The sequence below is a fragment of the Psychroserpens mesophilus genome, assembly GCF_000826645.1.
Taxonomy (GTDB): Bacteria; Bacteroidota; Bacteroidia; order Flavobacteriales; family Flavobacteriaceae; genus Psychroserpens; species Psychroserpens mesophilus.
The window spans coordinates 26522-45864 of sequence record NZ_JXJP01000013.1; the positions used below are offsets into that span (position 1 = coordinate 26522).

The 19343-nt window shown below is 33.2% G+C and carries 12 protein-coding genes; 5 read left to right on the forward strand and 7 right to left on the reverse strand.

Features of this window, described 5'->3' with window-relative positions; translation table 11 throughout:
• Position 1 precedes the first annotated feature (1 nt).
• Positions 2-736 carry a LytR/AlgR family response regulator transcription factor gene (locus TD18_RS10465; protein WP_040252305.1) on the reverse strand — a complete coding sequence of 245 codons (735 nt, stop codon included), beginning with the start codon at positions 734-736 and terminating at the stop codon, positions 2-4.
• Positions 737-1427: 691 nt separating this feature from the next.
• Here TD18_RS10465 and TD18_RS10470 point away from each other — a divergent pair.
• Both TD18_RS10470 and TD18_RS10475 read left to right on the forward strand, forming a co-directional pair.
• A complete protein-coding gene (locus tag TD18_RS10470) occupies positions 1428-2417 on the forward strand; it encodes a ribonucleotide-diphosphate reductase subunit beta (protein ID WP_040252307.1) in 990 nt (329 codons plus the stop codon).
• Positions 2418-2624: 207 nt separating this feature from the next.
• Positions 2625-5102, forward strand: coding sequence for a ribonucleoside-diphosphate reductase subunit alpha (locus tag TD18_RS10475; protein ID WP_040252309.1), 2478 nt, complete (start codon positions 2625-2627; stop codon positions 5100-5102).
• Between the two features lie 95 nt (positions 5103-5197).
• Here TD18_RS10475 and TD18_RS10480 read toward each other — a convergent pair whose 3' ends face one another.
• Positions 5198-6892 carry a hypothetical protein gene (locus TD18_RS10480; RefSeq protein ID WP_152611361.1) on the reverse strand — a complete coding sequence of 565 codons (1695 nt, stop codon included), beginning with the start codon at positions 6890-6892 and terminating at the stop codon, positions 5198-5200.
• Positions 6893-7074: 182 nt separating this feature from the next.
• Here TD18_RS10480 and TD18_RS10485 point away from each other — a divergent pair, with 182 nt between their 5' ends.
• Entirely contained in the window at positions 7075-8835 is a 1761-nt protein-coding gene (locus TD18_RS10485) for a Na/Pi cotransporter family protein (protein WP_040252312.1), read from the forward strand.
• A gap of 9 nt (positions 8836-8844) precedes the next feature.
• On the opposite strand, the gene TD18_RS10490 is transcribed toward TD18_RS10485, so the two are convergent.
• Positions 8845-9567: a DUF6503 family protein gene (locus tag TD18_RS10490; protein ID WP_040252314.1), complete on the reverse strand. Its 723-nt coding sequence runs from the start codon at positions 9565-9567 to the stop codon at positions 8845-8847.
• Between the two features lie 108 nt (positions 9568-9675).
• Between TD18_RS10490 and chrA the strand changes: the two genes are divergently transcribed.
• Positions 9676-10803, forward strand: coding sequence for a chromate efflux transporter (gene chrA / locus TD18_RS10495; protein WP_040252316.1), 1128 nt, complete (start codon positions 9676-9678; stop codon positions 10801-10803).
• A gap of 56 nt (positions 10804-10859) precedes the next feature.
• Here the strand turns inward: chrA and TD18_RS10500 are convergent, their stop codons facing one another.
• Both TD18_RS10500 and TD18_RS10505 read right to left on the reverse strand, forming a co-directional pair.
• Positions 10860-13172, reverse strand: a complete 2313-nt coding sequence (locus TD18_RS10500) for an inorganic phosphate transporter (RefSeq protein ID WP_040252317.1) — start codon at positions 13170-13172, stop codon at positions 10860-10862.
• A gap of 102 nt (positions 13173-13274) precedes the next feature.
• On the reverse strand, positions 13275-14480 hold the full coding sequence (locus TD18_RS10505; RefSeq protein ID WP_040252319.1) for a porin: 1206 nt from the start codon (positions 14478-14480) through the stop codon (positions 13275-13277).
• A 381-nt stretch (positions 14481-14861) separates the two neighbouring features.
• On the opposite strand from TD18_RS10505, the gene TD18_RS10510 reads away from it, so the two are divergent.
• Positions 14862-15221, forward strand: a complete 360-nt coding sequence (locus TD18_RS10510; RefSeq protein WP_040252322.1) for a toxin-antitoxin system YwqK family antitoxin — start codon at positions 14862-14864, stop codon at positions 15219-15221.
• 64 nt (positions 15222-15285) lie between these two features.
• Here the strand turns inward: TD18_RS10510 and TD18_RS10515 are convergent, their stop codons facing one another.
• Positions 15286-16479 (reverse strand): hypothetical protein, encoded by a 1194-nt coding sequence (locus TD18_RS10515; protein ID WP_040252324.1) that lies wholly within the window; start codon positions 16477-16479, stop codon positions 15286-15288.
• Between the two features lie 42 nt (positions 16480-16521).
• Positions 16522-19341: a TonB-dependent receptor gene (locus tag TD18_RS10520; RefSeq protein ID WP_040252326.1), complete on the reverse strand. Its 2820-nt coding sequence runs from the start codon at positions 19339-19341 to the stop codon at positions 16522-16524.
• Positions 19342-19343: the final 2 nt, after the last annotated feature.

Consider the following 19343-nt stretch of genomic DNA (forward strand, 5'->3'; position numbering starts at 1 on the left):
CTTATAATTTCTCTAAAAAATCAGACTTTCGCTGCCTGGCTACTGGAATTTTGTGATTGGATTGCATCACAACATAACCTTCACTTTTAATAAACTCTTTTATTTTGTTCAGGTTAATTATATATGAATTATGAATTCTGAAAAAACAGTGTTCTGGTAAAATAGCATCAACTTCTTTTAATTTTTTTGTAATGACTAACTTTTGAGCTTCTTCTAAAATGATAGTACTGTAGTTTCCATCAGACTCTACGTATAGAATGTCATCAATATTCAGAAAAATAAGCTTCCCATCAGTATTAATCGTAATGCGCTTTTTATCGAGCTTGCCATTAAAATTGGTGAGCACCTCTTCAATTTTTGATACATTCAAAGCCCTGTAATTGAATTTTTTAATTCTTTCAATGGTCGCTTCGAGGTCATCAGAATCTATCGGTTTTAATAAATAATCTATTGCTTCGTGTTTCAAAGCCTTAATAGCATATTCATCATAAGCCGTAGTGATGACTACAGCAAAGTCTTTATTTGATAATTTTTCTAAAAACTGAAACCCGTCCATCGTTGGCATTTGAATATCTAAAAACAGGCAATCTGGCGTATTGCTGTTGAGATATGCTATGGCTTCCTCCGGATTAGAAAAAGTTTTTATAACATCAATGTCGGTTCTGAAATTAGAGAGCTCCCAAGACAAACTTTGTATGGCTTTTGGCTCGTCATCAACGATTACAGCTTTTATCATAATATCAAATATATAATATTATAAAACAAATCATTTGTAATATGTATGGTTAGCTAAGTTTTATGTGTATTATGCTTAAAAAAGTCTTTTAAAGGTGTTGTAAAAACTGAACTTACCAACTATACAGTTTTCAATACCAACCACACAAATTCAATTTAGGTATCCTCTAAAAAATTTGATATTTGTTTAACAAATTAAATGACCAATAAGTGTTAATAGGTATAAAAAAAGTGATCGTGGGGATTCACTATTTGATTAAATGCTATTAATCATTAAAAGTCAGGGTCAAACCTGACTTTTTAATTTAAGGTCTTCATACAACTATTATTCAGTACATAATTTTAGTTAGTTTAATTAATTATTAGGGATTAAAGAGGGCTATAAAAGCTCTCTTTTTTTGTTCTAATTTCAGGTCTGATTTTACAATCTAAACAACACAGTAAACATGCATTACAACAGCATATTTAATAGGATAATACTTACTTTTTGTATTTATTTATTATATTGATTATCAGGTTTTTAAAATTATTTTTAACAAATCTTTAATTTTTTTGAGAATTCCGAATTGTTAAAAACTTGTTGAAAAGGTTTCATGAAAAAAGGTGAAATATCTCATACATTTTTGAATCTTTGTTAGTCCCAAATCACCCGAAAATTTTCAGTTAATTTTTTAATAAAAAAACTAATAAATATGTCTCAAGTTGTAGAACCAATTTTACAAGAAAATAAGGATCGATTCGTGATTTTCCCAATTCAACATCATGATTTATGGGAATGGTATAAAAAATCTGAAGCAAGTATGTGGACTGCTGAAGAAATTGATTTACATCAAGACATAACTGATTGGACAGGAAAATTAACAGATGATGAACGCTACTTTATCAAGCATGTATTGGCATTTTTTGCGGCAAGTGATGGTATTGTAAATGAAAATCTTGCTGAGAATTTCGTGAATGAGGTACAATACAGTGAGGCTAAATTTTTCTATGGTTTCCAAATTATGATGGAAAACATTCATAGTGAAACCTACTCATTATTGATAGATACTTACGTTAAAGACGAAAAAGAAAAGGCAATGCTTTTTAATGCTATTGAGACATTTCCAGCCATTAAGAAAAAAGCAGATTGGGCATTAAAATGGATAGAATCTCCAAGTTTTGCTGAGCGTTTAATTGCTTTCGCTGCTGTTGAAGGTATATTCTTCTCGGGTTCATTTTGCTCAATATTCTGGTTGAAAAAACGTGGACTGATGCCAGGTTTAACATTCTCTAATGAATTGATTTCTCGTGATGAAGGTATGCACTGCGACTTTGCCGTTCACTTACACGAACATCACTTAGTAAACAAAGTGCCAAAAGAACGCATTAAAGAAATTTTAGTAGACGCCTTAAATATTGAAAGAGAATTTATTACAGAATCTCTTCCTGTAAGTTTAATTGGTATGAATTCTAAATTAATGTCACAATACTTAGAATTTGTAACTGATGGCTTACTTCAAGATTTGGGTTGTGAAAAAGTCTACAATACAGCTAATCCTTTTGACTTCATGGACATGATTTCATTGCAAGGAAAAACGAACTTCTTCGAAAAACGTGTATCAGAATATCAAAAAGCTGGTGTTCTTAACAAAGAAGAAGAAGAAAACAAATATGATTTTGGTTCAGATAGTTTCGATTTCTAGAACTAAAACAAAAGCAGAATTATTTTAACTGGTATCGTGTTTCTTTAGTTATACCAACTAACAAAAGGTTTACAACCAGTTTTAATTTCAATATAAAAACAACTAATAATTAATCAGCTATTAATCAGCCTCCTACTGATTAATAGTAGCTAACTAATCCCTTTTTCTGAATGGTGGCTTCAGAAAAAACTAAAAAATGTGTAACGTATGTATGTAGTTAAAAGAAACGGAAGAAAAGAACCTATAATGTTTGACAAAATTACGGCAAGAGTCCGTAAACTTTGTTATGGCCTCAATGAACTTGTAGATCCTATTAAAGTCGCAATGCGAGTGATTGACGGTCTGTATGATGGTGTAACTACAAGTGAATTAGATAATTTAGCTGCTGAGCAAGCGGCTACAATGACGACAGCTCATCCTGATTATGCACGTTTAGCTGCTCGTATTTCAGTTTCTAACTTACACAAAAACACAAAAAAGACCTTTAGTGAGGTCATGACCGATTTATACACGTATGTAAATCCGAGAACAGGTAAAAAAGCACCTTTGTTGAGTGACGAAGTTTATAAGGTCATTAGCGAAAATCAAGACAAACTGGATTCTGCTATCATCTATAACCGTGATTTTGGTTATGATTATTTCGGATTTAAAACGCTTGAACGATCTTACCTTTTAAAATTAAATGGGAAAATTGCCGAGCGTCCACAACACATGTTAATGAGAGTATCCATTGGTATTCACCTTGACGATTTGGAAGCAGCCATTGAGACTTACGAATTAATGTCTAAAAAGTATTTTACACACGCTACACCAACTTTATTTAACTCAGGAACACCTAAACCTCAAATGTCATCTTGTTTTTTATTAACTATGAAAGATGACAGCATTGATGGAATTTACGACACCTTAAAACAAACGGCTAAGATTTCACAATCTGCTGGAGGAATCGGTTTATCTATTCATAATATTAGAGCTACAGGAAGTTATATTGCTGGTACAAACGGAACCAGTAATGGAATTGTCCCAATGCTGAAAGTATTTAACGATACGGCTCGCTACGTAGATCAAGGCGGTGGAAAACGTAAAGGAAGCTTTGCCATGTATATCGAACCTTGGCATGCAGACATTATGAGTTTCTTAGATTTGAAAAAGAATCATGGTGCTGAAGAACTGCGTGCTCGTGACTTGTTTTACGCCATGTGGATGCCAGATTTATTCATGAAACGTGTACAGGAAGATGGAGAATGGACGTTGATGTGCCCAAATGAATGTCCAGGTTTATGCGATGTACACAGTGAAGAATTTGAAGCATTATACACTAAATACGAAGCTGAAGGTAAAGGTCGTAAAGCGATTAAAGCGAGAGAACTCTGGGAAAAAATATTAGAATCACAAATTGAAACCGGAACACCTTACATGTTGTATAAAGATGCAGCAAACCGTAAGTCGAACCAAAAGAATTTAGGAACCATTCGTTCGTCGAACTTATGTACAGAAATTATGGAGTACACGTCTCCAGATGAAGTTGCTGTATGTAATTTAGCATCGATTGCCTTACCAATGTTTGTTAAAAACGGAGAATTTGATCACAAAGAGTTATTCAGAATCACGAAACGTGTGACGAAAAACTTAAACAGAGTGATTGATAGAAATTACTATCCTGTAAAAGAAGCTGAAAATTCTAATTTCCGCCACAGACCAGTTGGATTAGGTGTTCAAGGATTGGCTGATACTTTTATCAAGTTGAGAATGCCATTTACGAGTGATGAAGCTAAAAAATTAAATCACGATATTTTTGAAACACTTTATTTTGCTGCAGTTACAGCAAGTATGGAAGAAGCTAAAGTTGATGGTCCTTACGAAAGTTATGAAGGTTCTCCTATCAGTCAAGGCGAATTCCAATACAACCTTTGGGGTATTAAAGATGAAGAATTAAGCGGACTTTGGGATTGGGCTAAATTACGTAAGCAAGTTTTAAAACATGGTGTTCGTAATTCACTTTTAGTTGCTCCAATGCCAACAGCATCTACATCTCAAATTTTAGGAAACAATGAATGTTTTGAGCCTTATACGTCTAACATTTACACACGTCGTGTACTATCTGGTGAATTTATTGTTGTCAACAAGCATTTATTAGAAGATTTAGTTGAATTAGGACTTTGGAATGAAGATTTAAAGAACGAAATCATGAGAGCTAATGGGTCTGTACAAAATGTAGATTGCATTCCTCAGGATATTAAAGAATTGTACAAAACCGTTTGGGAACTATCTATGAAAGATATTATAGATATGTCTCGTCAACGTGGTTACTTTATTGATCAGTCGCAATCGCTTAACTTATTCTTAGAAGGCGCGACTATGGCTAAATTAACATCTATGCACTTTTACGCATGGAAAAGCGGCTTAAAAACCGGAATGTATTACTTACGTACCAAGAGTGCTGTCGATGCTAAAAAAGTTACAATTACCAGACAAGCAAAAGCAGAGCCAGTTGCTGAAGTACAAGATGTAGCTGTAGATGATGTAGCACAAAAACAAATGAAAGCTGCTGAAACTGCTGCAAAATTTGCAAAAAAGACTGCTGAGAAAGTAGAAGTAGAACCCATGAGCGCTGAAGAAATGAAAGCTCTAATTGCTCAGGCTAAAGAAGCTGAAGGTGATGATTGCTTAATGTGTGGTTCATAAACCTGAAACTATTTGTTATAAGTAAAAAAAGCATCTCATTAGAGATGCTTTTTTATTAGTTCTATTTATTACCAGTATTCACGTTATCTTTTTTCCTAAAAATTAATGAAAACATTACCGTTTAATGTAACTTCAGTTCCATCTCTACGAACCAATACACTAAATACGCCTTTGATATAGGTGTCACATTCTTCAGTAATGGTTACAAAACCTGTTGGTGGATCAAAACTATCATAATAAATATTATTGTGGATGACTAGACTGGCATCCCAACCTTCATTTGATTCGCTTGCAGCACCAACTGGATATGTGCCAACACCTTGATAATTAAATGTTCTGAGATTTATAGTATGGGACAAAAACACACCATCTGCTTCGCGTCTTCCAGAAAGCAACAAAGAGCCTTCTCCTTGAGCATTCGCATAATAATTAAACGATTCCGCTTCAAATTCTTCTAAAGATAAGCCAGAAATACTAGCTGTAAAATAAGAGTCCTCTTCATTTTCACAAGTCTCGTAGCAGTAATCTTCATTGCCATATTGTTTAAAATATAAAGGCCCATAATTTATTCTTTGAAAATCTTTAGTATTAGATCCAGGTTCTTCATAAAGCGTTGTGCCATAAAACAAGTGCGCTGAACCTGTAGGTTCCTTATCATAAAACAGAGATTTGAATAACGAATCTGCACTGGTTTTACATGTTGGTTCATCAAGAACTCGATAGGATACTCCACCAGTAGCAGCTTCGTAACCATAGTAAGCAATAGGATTTTTACTCATCCAAGCAGGTTGTATGGGATCTGTATTTACGGTATTCCCTCTATGATTTATATACGAAAATGCGTTAAAACCACTATAACAAGCATTTGAAAACACAATCGTATTATCTAAGTTAGGAAGTACACTACGTATTCCTTTAGATGTCAAGTTTAGGGTGCGCTTTATGTTTTGATTGTTCATATATTCTCCCCATAAATTATCTAACACGGTATTTGGGTTATACTTATAGTAAATACTTACTCCCAAACTTCGATTAATGATGGCTAGAACCGTTTCAGTACCAAGTTGGTCAACAAGCGCATTGATAAACTCTTGTCTCGTGGTTGGGATGTTTTGTGGGTTAAACGATAAATCATTACCCAATTGTACATGAGTTGGACTTCCATGAGTGTCTAAAACTACCATACCATATTGGTCAAACGTTTTCGTCACTTCCCAAGTACATTGTTCTTCTTTTAAAACCGTTACTTCAAGATCTAAATCACTATTTTGTATAAGATTAACAACACGTGTTTCATATTCACCAGTATAATAAAAGTCGTCGTGAGCTGCCGCAAATAAAAGTACTTTTTTATTTTCTATTTTATTTACACAATCACTATTAAGCTGCTGAGTCCTGAATGTCTTTAATGCTGAAGTGCCACTTTCGGCACCTCTATATAGCGATTTGCCATTTTCATCCACTTCATCAATTTGTATTGAAGATGTAAAGCCTTTATAAGTCGTGACGTGAAGGTATCCAGTATCTACCTTGAATGCATGTTCTACGCCTTCTAATGCTTCAGCAAAAGCAACCACACGGTCGAGTGCAACATAAGGCACTAAATTTTGCTCTTCTCCAATACGTACAAATTCTGTATTGATGCTTTGCATGATTTGAAACATTTCAAAGGCACCATCTTCATCACCAAGTGGTGCTTCATTAGTAGAGTCTTTTTCACAACCAATACAAATTAGCATAATTACTAAAACTGGAATTAGATAACCCTTAAAAAATGAGTGTTGTTTCATAATAAGTGTATTTAAATAGTTCGGTTTAGTGTATCATCGTTTAATAATAAAATTGTCATCAAAAAAGAATTGTATTTTATTTAATAATTTTCAATACCGTATTCGAAAGTTATTGACTACAGAGAGTACATCAGTACTAGATTATTTTTATATTTAGTTTTACAAAACCACAATGGACTGAAATGATAAGAAAAATACTATTTGCTTTTTTATTACTACTATTAGCTATAGTACTTTACTCTAATCCGAATTTTAAAACAATTGCAGCAGGAATTGCAATTTTACTTTTTGGGATGATCATGCTAGAGGATGGGTTTAAAGTTTTCACTAAAGGCCCCTTACAAAATGTATTAAAAAAAGCAACAGACAAATTATATAAAAGCATCACTGCTGGTGCTGTAGTAACAGCCTTAATTCAATCAAGCTCCTTAGTAACCGTTATTACAATTTCATTTATTAGTGCAGGACTTATTAGTTTATCTGGAGGCATCGGTCTTATTTTCGGGGCAAATATAGGAACGACAGCAACAGCATGGTTAGTTGCTGCATTTGGTTTGAAAATTAATATTTCGGCATTAGCAATGCCTTTATTGGTGTTTGGGGTTATTTTTTCTGTTCAAAAAAAGACCTCATTACAAGGCTTAGGCAAGATTTTAGCAGGATTGGGATTCTTCTTTTTGGGTATTCATTTCATGAAAGAAGGCTTTGATGTCTTTAAAGATTACATCGATTTAACGCAATATGCTATTTCAGGATTTAAAGGCGTAATTATTTATGCCTTGTTGGGAATCATTATTACAACAGTATTACAATCAAGTAGCGCCACATTGGCTTTAATCTTAACGGCATTAGCAGCTGGACAAATTGAATATGAAAATGCACTGGCATTAGCAATTGGAGCCAACATAGGCACAACTATTACAGCAGTTTTAGGATCTATAGGTTCTAATATAGCCGGAAAACGATTGGCTGGTGCACATTTCATTTTTAATTTGGCGACAGGAATTGTGGCCTTAATTTTAATATACCCATTAGCACAATTGGTTAATAAGCTGTCTGAGTTCGCAAACATAGGCGTTACAGATTATACCTTAAAATTGGCACTGTTTCATACCATATTTAATGTCATTGGAGTTATTATTATGATTCCACTTATTAAAGCTTTAGAACGAATTTTATTAAAATTCTTCAAAGACAACGAACACAAAGATATTGATGAACCAAAATTTCTAAATGAGGCAGTTTTAAAATTCCCAGGTACTGTTATTTCTGCACTGATTAATGAATCCAAATATTTATATAAAAATGCCGTTTTTGAAATCGTTGCACATGCGTTAAATATTCATAGAGACGATATAATATCTGATGAAAAAATAAAAAACATTGTCAAAAAGTCCACAAAAAACTTACAAACTGACGTAGATAAACTTTACTACAAAAAGGTAAAAACTATTTATGGTGAAATCATTAGATACGCCATAACTGCCCAAAATGATTTAACACTAAATAAAAAGGAAAATATAGCTATAAGTGATATTAAAATCGCTAATCGTAAAATGGTTGAGATTATTAAAGATGCTGGAGAACTTAATAAAAACATTAATTTGTCTTTAGATTTAGATAATCCGTATATGTTGAAAGAGTACGATGGTTTCAGAAAAAAAATCATTAAAGTGTTGCGAATTATCTATCTGTTTAGAAAAGCTGAGGATACTGAAGTCTACGCAAAAAAATTGTTTAACTTAAAAAAGGAAGCCAAAGAGAACATTAGAAAAAGCAATAAATCTATAGACAAATTAATCAGAGAAAATTTAATTTCGGCTGAAATGGCTTCTTCGCTATTTAATGATTACACCAACGTTAACGATATGAATAAAAAATTGATTGAAGTAGCCGAATTATTATATGGTAGAAAAGATAGTTTGCTCGACAATGGTTATTGATATTTTACATTATTTTTCTAAAATATCTGTAGCTAAATAAGCATCATCTCTATTATAATACCAGGCTCTAATTTTAGGCATAACAATTCCGTTTACAGTTTCAGTTTCAGACAACATGATATATTCGCCACTATCTGGTTTCAAGTTCCCGTTTTCATCGGTCTTAAAAAACTGATAGATTTCCATAGCAAACGATTCAGGATTAAAATAAAAAAACCAGACATCACTTCCTACAGATTCATCATAACTCACTTTTAACACCAGATAATCTTTACCTTTAAACGTTTTTCGATTTACAGTTTCAGAAATATTTGTGCCTTTATCTTTAAGTTTCATAGGTAAACCATAGAGATAGGTGTAATAATTTTTATAAAGCGTTGCGCGATCACAACTCAGGTTGTTTGAAAATAATTCAGCTTTACTTAAATCGGTCTTTCCATTCAAAGAAATTAAACAAGTTCCTTGATCAATTATGTATTCTGTTGTAACAGAATCCTGAATTGCTTTTACCTTAAAATATTCAGATGGAAGATCGATGCTTATTTGACTTATTCTTTTAGGATTTTCAGGCATTTCCATAACAACATTAAATTCACCTTGAAATGTTTGCCAATTATCAAAGGGATCATGATATTGAATTGCTTTTTCTAAAAGTAATGCACCACTCATATGTTGAGCTACAATGGATTGAATGCTGAAAACCAGAACTAGCAAGAGGGTACGTAAGGTCATAATTGTTATTTTAGATCCACTAATTTAAACTATTTGATGTTAACTGAAGAATACTATATTTGAACTACAAGAACTTGATATTATTTTCAACCTGTGAAGATTTTAATTATGAATCCTAAACTCAAAGAAGTTGCCTTGGTGTTTTTTAAATTAGGTTGTTTTGCATTTGGTGGTCCTGCAGCGCACATTGCAATGATGGAAGATGAAATTATAGAAAAGCGCAAATGGATGACAAGAGATTATTTTCTTGATCTTATAGGAACTACTAATCTAATACCTGGTCCGAACTCTACCGAAATGACCATGCATTGTGGTTTTGAACGAGCAGGTAAATCAGGTCTTTTTGTGGCAGGTATCGCTTTTATTTTTCCCGCAACCATTATTACAGCGCTTTTAGCATATCTCTATGTAAAATACGGACAACTACCAGAGGTTGAACCTTTCATTTATGGTATTAAACCAGCTGTTCTGGCCATTATAGCATCTGCAATTTTAAAATTAAGTAAAAAGGCAATTAAAAGTATAGAGCTCATCATACTTGGCCTATTGGTGTTAAGTGCTAGTCTCTTAGGTATTAATGAAGTGATTGCGCTGTTATTTGCTGGTGTTGTAGGCATGTTGTATTTCTATTTAAAATCTAAAACAGCGACTCATCTTAATTCAATTTCTCCGATTTTAATGTGTTTAGGTATAAACAGTATTGTTGCCAAGGTTTCGGCTGGAAAACTCTTTTTAATTTTTTTGAAAGTTGGAGCGATACTTTATGGTAGTGGCTATGTGCTTTTTGCCTATCTGGATGCAGAATTAGTAACCACAGGATTATTATCGAGAGCTGAACTTATTGATGCTATCGCAATAGGTCAATTTACTCCTGGCCCTGTGTTATCTACCTCAACATTTATTGGGTATCAACTATCAGGATTTACTGGTGCATTGGCAGCTACTACAGGTATCTTTTTACCTTCATTTTTATTTGTACTACTCTTAAATCCATTCATACCCAGAATGCGCAAATCTATTATCCTTCGCTATTTTTTAGATTCTGTTAATGTGGCAGCTGTAGCTGTAATGATTGCTGTTTTACTTATAATGGCGAAAGAAACGCTTATCGAATGGCAAAGTATTGTAATTGCTCTAATAGCGATTTTTATCACCTTTAAAACAACAATAAGTACAATATGGACTATAGTAATTGGTGCTGTTTTGGGATATATATTAATCACTTTAGCACCATAAGAAAAGCCATCACTAATGACAATGATGGCTTATATTTAAATTACTGCTTTTAAGACTTACTCTTCTTGGTCAGATGATTCTCCTTTTTCAGTTATTTCATCAACAACAGTTATTTTTGCTGGTTCGACAGAACTATCAAAAGAATTATGATATTCATCCAATAAATTCATTGTCGCATTAAGCAAATCTTTTGTTTCAAGAAGTAAACCAAAATAAAGGGTTGTATTTTTAGGACTTGACTCTTCAGTTCTTGTGCGTTGTACCTGCTTGTGTATTTTTTCCTTAACCAAATCGTATACTTCTTTCTTCTCACTTAGAATATTTCCTATTTGTTCAAAAGATTCCGATTTAAAAGCTTTTTCGGTATCACTAAATAATATCTCAAGTTTATCATCTAATTCTTTTAATTCTTTTATTTGACTAAACTTAAGCTTCTTATGGTTATTATTAATATGCTTATAACTTACTTTAGAAATATATTCGAGTGATTGAGACATATCTTGCAAATGACCTAGCACATTAATATAAAAATTACTGGCCTCTAAACTAGATTCATCCAAATTCTTTATAAAGTAAAAAATATTGTCTCTTAAGTCATCTACCTCAGCTGTTAGTTTTACAACTTGCTTTTTACTCTTTTTAAGAATTGTTAAATCTTGTTTTGCTAATCCCACTACAGAATTTGAATAAATTCTATTAGTTCTTTTAACAACATTAGCAATATTTTTAGCACTTTCTTGAATAACACCTTGAAGTGAACTACTTTCTGCTTTTTTAAGGCTATCCTCGTCAATAACTTTAGAGGATTTTCTTTTGTGAGACACATAATTTCTGTATAACAAAAGAACGGTAAGTAATAGTAAAATTGGGATGATCACACTTGGATTCCAATTGATTAAAAACACTACAATACCAGCAGCAATAAATGCACCTATTGCAGTACCAAACCATCCGCCAATAACATTTAAAACACCCGCAACACGATAAACAGCACTCTCTCTTCCCCAAGCACGATCTGCAAGTGACGTACCCATGGCCACCATGAATGTGACATACGTTGTTGATAACGGTAATTTCATAGATGTTGCTATAGCAATTAACACACCAGCAACCATTAAATTAACTGAAGCACGAATCATATCGAATGCAGGAGCATCAATACTTTGATCTTTAGTTAATGCAATTTGATTTGGCTTTTCAAAACTCTTTCCTATTTTTTCTTGAATTGAATTCGGTATAACGATACCAAAATAGTTTGATAATTGAGTTGTTCCTTTAACAATTGATCTCGACAGGCGATTAGGTTCAAACTTTTCATGAGTTTCGCCTTGACGTGAAAGGCTTATTTCTGTTTCTGCTACCGTTTTAGCCTTTTTTGAAAACCACAATGTCAGAACCATAATAGCTCCTGAAATAAAAAGCAATAGAGGTTCGGCAGGGACTTTTTTCTCTAAAACCGCCATAGACATGGTAACGTCCATGCCTCCTGCTATCCATGCCTCGTATGAATGATAAGCTGCCATTGGGACACCTATAAAATTCACCAAATCATTTCCAGAAAACGCCAATGCCAATCCAAAAGTTCCCACAGCAATAACCACCAATAAAACTGTACGTTTAGTCAGCATTTCAAATAAGAATGAAAACAAAGTCCAGAAGATAAAACTTCCAACAATAATATAAAATTCGTTGCCTTCTACTAAACTTTTTAATTCACTATAATAAGGTGTTCCCTTTAATCCTTTAAGGAAAATGAAATAGGTAATTGCTGTTAAAGCTAATCCACCGAAAACTATACCAAAATGCTTTATTTTTTTCTCATAATTAAACGTAAATATAAGTCTAGAAACCCATTGTACAAGGGCTCCAACAGAAAAAGCAATGACCACTGAAAGCAGAATTCCCGAGATAATTTCAATGGCTTTATCGGTATTGATATATGTGGCTAGATCTGCTAATGTTTCAGATTCAGAATTACTAATTTTAATTAACGACATTACTACAGCTGCTCCAAGTAAATTGAAAACAATTGAAACGGTCGTTGATGTTGGTAAGCCTAAAGTATTGAAAAAGTCTAGTAACAAGATATCGGTAATCATCACCGCCATAAAAATGAGCATGATTTCACCAAATTCAAATTGGGCTGGCACAAAAATGCCTTTTCTCGCAACTTCCATCATTCCACTAGAAAATACGGCTCCAATAAATATTCCCAAACTAGCAACAATCATAATGGTGCGCAGGGAAATGGCTTTAGAACCAATGGCTGAGTTTAAGAAATTAATCGCATCATTACTTACGCCAACAACGATGTCAGCAACTGCTAAAACTGTGATAGCAATTAACATTAACAAGTAAATATTATCCATGATTTTTAATTAAAATAAGTTTACAAATTTACTTAAAATAAGTTTGCAAATATCTTTAGTTCATTTAAGTTTAAAGTTATCTAATTGTTATCTTTTAACACGTTAAAAGTGAATATCAAAACCAAGTCTAAAAGTCATGTTATCCTCGTTACCATTTATGGTTGTATAACTAATATCCGACTGTACTTTTAGTTTATGGCCGACAACAAATTTATTAACTCCTAAGGTATACTGTTTCCTTGGAAGCGTTTCTGTAATGCGCTCAAAACTAACGGTTGTAAATCGAGCTGCTATTTCGTAATTACTTTTAAATAAATATCCAGCCTGTACATTTAAAGCATTTCCTGTTAAAACAACATCACCTGTGGGAGTAACACCATCCAACTCTGTTGCGATTTCATTGTCAGCTGTACGTTTAGCATACTCACCCATAAATGAAAATCCTTTGTATTTAAACATTGCATCAGCAAAAATAGTAGTTTGATCTGTTTCATAAAGAGAACCATCAGATCTCAACATATAATCTCCTGCAAATCCTCTCTCTCGAACAGCATCTTGATTATAATTATAGGTGATGCCTAACATTAATTTTGGTTTTTGCTCACGCTTTAAATCAGATTGACTGTAATCACCTTTAGATTTAAATGTTCCAAAAGGCAAAAATTCTAATCGAGCTGTATATTGCAAACCTCCTTCATTTCCTTCAGAAACATTTCGCCCTTCACCTTGTGAAATTGATAATTTTTCTCGCATTAAAAAATCTACTCCTAACTTGGTCTTATGACGTAATTGAATTCCTAAATCACGATCAATATTAAACCTACTGTTCAATAAAGAGCGATCAATTAACTGAAGGTTTGCAGAAGAAACCACACGTTCAACATTTCCTGGTAATTTTGTTTGACCAGCCCAAAGTTCCCAGTTACCAGCAAAATTCCACATGATTACTGCATCGAGTATGTAACGTGGTGTATTTCTATTATATGCATTAGCTCCAGAAATATCTCGATTAGATAATCCAAGTTCAATCTTATATTTAAGTTTAGTACTATAAGCAAAACCATCAAACTTTAATCGGGCTCGTCTTACAATAAAATTATGTTCAGGACTACCGTATTGATCACCATCATGATCCCATGATGAGATGGAACGCACTTGGAAACGAGGTGCAAATTTTACACTGAAAGAACTGTCTTTTGCAACGAAGTTTATCATTCCCTTGCCAAAGGAAGTGTCACTAATTTCTTGAGCGTTGATCGATGAGCATACACAAAGCACAAAAGTGATTAGAGTAATTTTAAGTTTCATTATAAGTAATAGTTTTTGTCGTGCACAAATAACCAACTTTAATGTTAACTAATCGTTTCCTAATTATTAAATTTTTAAAACAAAAAAACTGCCTTGGCCAAAGGCAGTCATTAGAATTCATGATAATTAGTCGACAAAAACTAATAGATTATACGAAACTAATATGTCTCATGAGACAAGAACAAATGTAAATGAGATGTTTAATTACAGTGTCATCTTAGTATTAACTAATTATTAAACTTTAACTTTATTGTATAAATTTTCAAACAATTGATTTACAGTGTTTTACTGGTTTAATGTAAAATTAATGTTACCAAATTGTTGCTTAAATATTATCTAATCTTTATATTTGAGTATTAAATAATTTTTAAACCCATAATTATGAACAAAAGAGTATTGCTTGTATTCGTTTTATTAATCAGTATGGTTTCTTTTGCTCAGCAAGAGAGAAAATTAGAACTTAACAAAAACACCAATTTAATTGATGTAACTTATTATCATGACAATGGATTGGTAAGCCAGACAGGAGCTTACACTTTAGATGGTAAATTACATGGTGAGTGGTTGAGTTTCGATACTGAAGGTAAAAAGAGTATTTCAGCGAATTATGATAATGGGAAAAAAGTCGGCAAGTGGTTTTATTGGAATGATACCACACTAAAAGAAGTAGATTATACAAATAATGCTGTAACAAGTGTTACCGAATGGGACAACAAAACATCTGTTGCCATTCGAAATTAAACATTAAATTACATATAAAAAAAGCATATGCTTTTTTTATATGTAAAATTAAAACTAATTAACCTTAGTTATTATTTGTCCAACCAGCTCCCCAAGTTGCAAAGTTAGTTCCTGTAGCATTTGCTGCACTACCAAGAATAACATCAGCCTCAGTAACTGCATTTTCTAAATCATTTCCAGTATATGGAGTTCCTACTGATGCTGTGAAAGAAATATCAGTAAAAGACAAGTCTCCACTAACTACACCAGCACTTGTTGCACTTCCAGGCTCGTCATCTTCAATAACAATGCCTCTACCAAAGTTATCTACAGTTACATTTGAAAATATTCCTCTTGAACCAGCTCTCATTCTGAAAGCACGACCAGAGTCACCATCACCAATAACAGTTACATTAGTTACCGTTGGTCGTGAGAAATAGCCAGCTTCATTAGAAAAATCAGTATTAAAACCGTCACACTCAAAACCACTATCGTGATCTGTACCAGCGTTTTGAACAATATACACATCTGTCAAAGTCCCTGTAAACCCTTCTGTCCAGTCAATTGAATCATCTTCAGCATCAGTAACCACTATATGACTAGCGTTAACCGTTCCTCCAAAAAATTCAAAACCATCATCTGATCCTTTATAAACTTGTACATAATCGATTTCAGTTCCGTTTCCAACAGCGTACAGAGACACTCCATTTAATTCTGCGTTTCCATCAATCGCTCCACCAGCATATTCAACACGTACATATTTTAATGTCCCTGAATCATCATTTGGATTATTTCCTCCGTAAGACAAACCTCCTACTTCAGTAGTAGCTGTATCTGTAGATCCATCTGCAGTAGAGTTAATTGGTGCATTACCACAAATCACAATGCCTCCCCAATCTCCAGATCCAGGATTACCTGCATTAGAAGTAAATACAATTGGGTTTGAAGCTGTTCCTACTGCTTCAATTTTTGATCCAGGTAAAATTGCGATATAAGCATTAACACCTACAGGCTCAACATTAATAGTCGTTCCTGCTGGTATATTTAGTGTTGCACCAGATGTTATTAATAATGGACCAGAGATGATATACTCTTCACTGGCAATTAGGTTTAAATCAGAAGTATAAACACCCGCTAATGAGATAGCTCCTGGATTACTTGTGCTTCCGCCATTGTTAGTTATACTATTATCATTGATAATAATATCTGATGTATCATCGCTTTCGCAACCCATGAAGATTAAAGCAAAAGCTAGTAAATAAAATAAATTGGTTTTCATTGTTTTAAAGTTTAAGTATTAAGTTCAATAATTATATATGTATTAAAATTTATATTTAAGTGACATTCCTAAGTTGACACCCATGTTGTATTCGCTAATCGTGATATCTCCACTTCCTGTTCCTTCTCTTACTAAAGAAACATCTGGATCTAATAAATTTCTTGCAGAAATACTTAGGTCTAAGTTTTCAGTAATCGGACTTTTAAATACGAAGTCTAATGTTGGGACCGATTTTTCAACAATGTTTCCTAAGCTACCTGATCCTAGTGAATAAATCCTATCAGAAAAATAAGACGCGACTAAAGTTGCCGTAGGTTTAAAGTTTTTAATTGTTGGACTGTATGACAAATCTGTATTGAACACCCATTTTGAAGCGCCTTCTAATTCCTCTGTACTTCTATTGAATGCTGTTCCGAACGTTCCTGAGATATCCTTCAAATCTTGCTCAGTGAATGTATATGATCCATTAAATCCAAAAGCTAATACTGGATCTTCATTTTCATTTATCGTTAAATTTTTACGTAATTCAAGTTCTAATCCGACTACATCAGCAGACTCTCCCGTTCTGAAATAACGCTGAGTTCCTGTAGCATCAGCAGCTACAACTCTGTTAACAGGATCATTAATTTGTTTTGCAAATGCTCCTAAGGATACTATTTCTCCAGTACTCATAAACCATTCGTATTTTAAATCGAAATTGTAGATTTCCGAATATGTAGGTCCGTTACCATCAACACCTCCTAATAAATCTGGGTTACCACCATATCTAACCGTTACATCTTCATAAACAAAAGGTGCTACTTCTTTAAATTCAGGTAATGATGCTGTTTTACTGAAAGCAAATCTCAAGTTTGAATCTTCAGTTAAGGCGTATTTAATATTTAAACTTGGTAAGATTAAATTTTCATAAACACTTCTGAAACCTGGATCATCTTGTCTGATGTTAATTACATCATACGTGATATCTTGTTGAAATGATTCTAATCGAATACCTGGAACAAATAACCATTTATCACCAACAGATAGTTCTGCATTGATATAACCTGCATGAATGTTTAGTTTTCCTTTATAGGTGTTTTCAGGCAAACCTGGTCTGTTCGTATTTCCAATATCATTGTTTATTGGATTCAATACAATCACATCATATAAACCAGAACCATCAGGAATATTAATATTGTTTACATTAAAAATGGTATTCAGGTTATTAACATCAAGAATAGGTGTTGCGTTTCTATCTACAATGTCATAACCATAACGAATACTATTAAAGCCTCTTTCTTTAGTTCTTCCATTATATCCAAAATTCAGTTTTACGTTTTCTGAAACGTTATATTCTAAATTAAGGAATGCATTATACTCATCGTCTTCAATACTCTGGAAAAAACGTTGATTATCAAAGGGAATATTGGTATAAAATACCGGATTTGTATTGGGATCTGTGTCTAAAGCAAATTGATAGTTTTCTAAGCTGATACGTTTTCTATCAGGTTCATTAGAAAACACTTTGTTGTATCCAAATCCCCAATTTAGTTCAAACGTTTCGTCTACACTTTTGTGGTTTCCTAAAATTTGATTGACATGAACACGATCTTGATTAAACTGAACGTTCATGGTGTAAAACCCAATATCGTTTGGATCTACACTTGCAATTCCATCTCTATTAAATCCTTGACCTTGTGTTCCGTAATATCCAACCTCATCACCTGAACTGTTTATAAATAAAGAGTTAAAATTGATTTTGTTATAGTTATCTATTTTAAACGTTGTATTCAATAAAGCTGTTGTTGTGGTAGAATATTCATATTCAGAAACATTTGGATAATCCACTTTGAGTACGTTAGTAAAATCACGTGCTACACCTTCTCTGTATTCAGAACCGTTTGAAAAACTAGCCGTAGCAAAAAAGCTTAATCGCGTATCTTCGTCAAAGTCGAAAGAATAACCTCCTTCAACTGCACCATTAAAATTTATCTGACTTTCGGATGCTTCAGGATCAACTCCATGAGACAGTACAATTGCAAAAGGATTATTATCATACCTATTATAGAATCCGAAATAACTGGTGCCTTCACTTCTAACAAAATCTTCTCCTATGGCATTAGAATTAACACCAGATCCTAAGGATAGATTAAAAAAACCTTTCCCTGTATATTCTTTTGAATTGATATTGACGTTTCCAGCAGCAAAATCACCATAAAATGAAGGCGTATAGGCTTTACTTACTGAAATATTTTCAATAACATCTGTTGAAAATAAATCTAAATCAATATTCTTTTTATTGACATCTGTTGAAGGCAAAGACAGGTTATTCATTGTTGTATTTTGATATCTGTCACCGAGACCTCTTACATATACATTACTAGAACCTCTTTGCTTAGAAATTCCCGATATTTTAGATACAGCCTCACCTGCATCACCAACACCTTTTCTTGACAATTCTTGAGCTCCAATACTTTGTTTGATTTCTACCGCTTTCTTCTGGTCTAATAACAATGCTGCTTCACTTTCTTTTCTAGTTGTAGTCGTAATGATAACCTCATCTAAAGATGCAGCACTTGCTCCCATTGGCACATTAACCTCTGTAACTTTATTCGCAACAACTTCAACTGTAATTTCCTGAGTTTCATAGCCAACAAAACTAAAAACCAAAATATAGGTTCCTGGTGATAAGTTGTCAAAACTATATAAACCATCAATATCAGATGTTGTTCCAGTAGTTGTTCCTTTAATTAGTACATTACCAAATGCTAAAGGTTCATTATTATATTCTTTATCAATTAATTTTCCAGCAATAGACCCCGTATTTTGAGTATATCCCAGTGATGTAAAAAACAATATGGTTAGTAGTACAAATGTTCTCATTA

Bases quoted from the DNA above. Each gene is read 5' to 3' on its own strand.
- TD18_RS10485 (WP_040252312.1), top strand. From the start codon at position 7,075: ATGATAAGAAAAATACTATTTGCTTTTTTATTACTACTATTAGCTATA.
- TD18_RS10515 (WP_040252324.1), bottom strand. From the start codon at position 16,479: ATGAAAACCAATTTATTTTATTTACTAGCTTTTGCTTTAATCTTCATG.
- TD18_RS10480 (WP_152611361.1), bottom strand. From the start codon at position 6,892: ATGAAACAACACTCATTTTTTAAGGGTTATCTAATTCCAGTTTTAGTA.
- chrA (WP_040252316.1), top strand. From the start codon at position 9,676: ATGAATCCTAAACTCAAAGAAGTTGCCTTGGTGTTTTTTAAATTAGGT.
- TD18_RS10500 (WP_040252317.1), bottom strand. From the start codon at position 13,172: ATGGATAATATTTACTTGTTAATGTTAATTGCTATCACAGTTTTAGCA.
- TD18_RS10510 (WP_040252322.1), top strand. From the start codon at position 14,862: ATGAACAAAAGAGTATTGCTTGTATTCGTTTTATTAATCAGTATGGTT.
- TD18_RS10465 (WP_040252305.1), bottom strand. From the start codon at position 736: ATGATAAAAGCTGTAATCGTTGATGACGAGCCAAAAGCCATACAAAGT.
- TD18_RS10505 (WP_040252319.1), bottom strand. From the start codon at position 14,480: ATGAAACTTAAAATTACTCTAATCACTTTTGTGCTTTGTGTATGCTCA.
- TD18_RS10475 (WP_040252309.1), top strand. From the start codon at position 2,625: ATGTATGTAGTTAAAAGAAACGGAAGAAAAGAACCTATAATGTTTGAC.
- TD18_RS10520 (WP_040252326.1), bottom strand. From the start codon at position 19,341: ATGAGAACATTTGTACTACTAACCATATTGTTTTTTACATCACTGGGA.
- TD18_RS10470 (WP_040252307.1), top strand. From the start codon at position 1,428: ATGTCTCAAGTTGTAGAACCAATTTTACAAGAAAATAAGGATCGATTC.
- TD18_RS10490 (WP_040252314.1), bottom strand. From the start codon at position 9,567: ATGACCTTACGTACCCTCTTGCTAGTTCTGGTTTTCAGCATTCAATCC.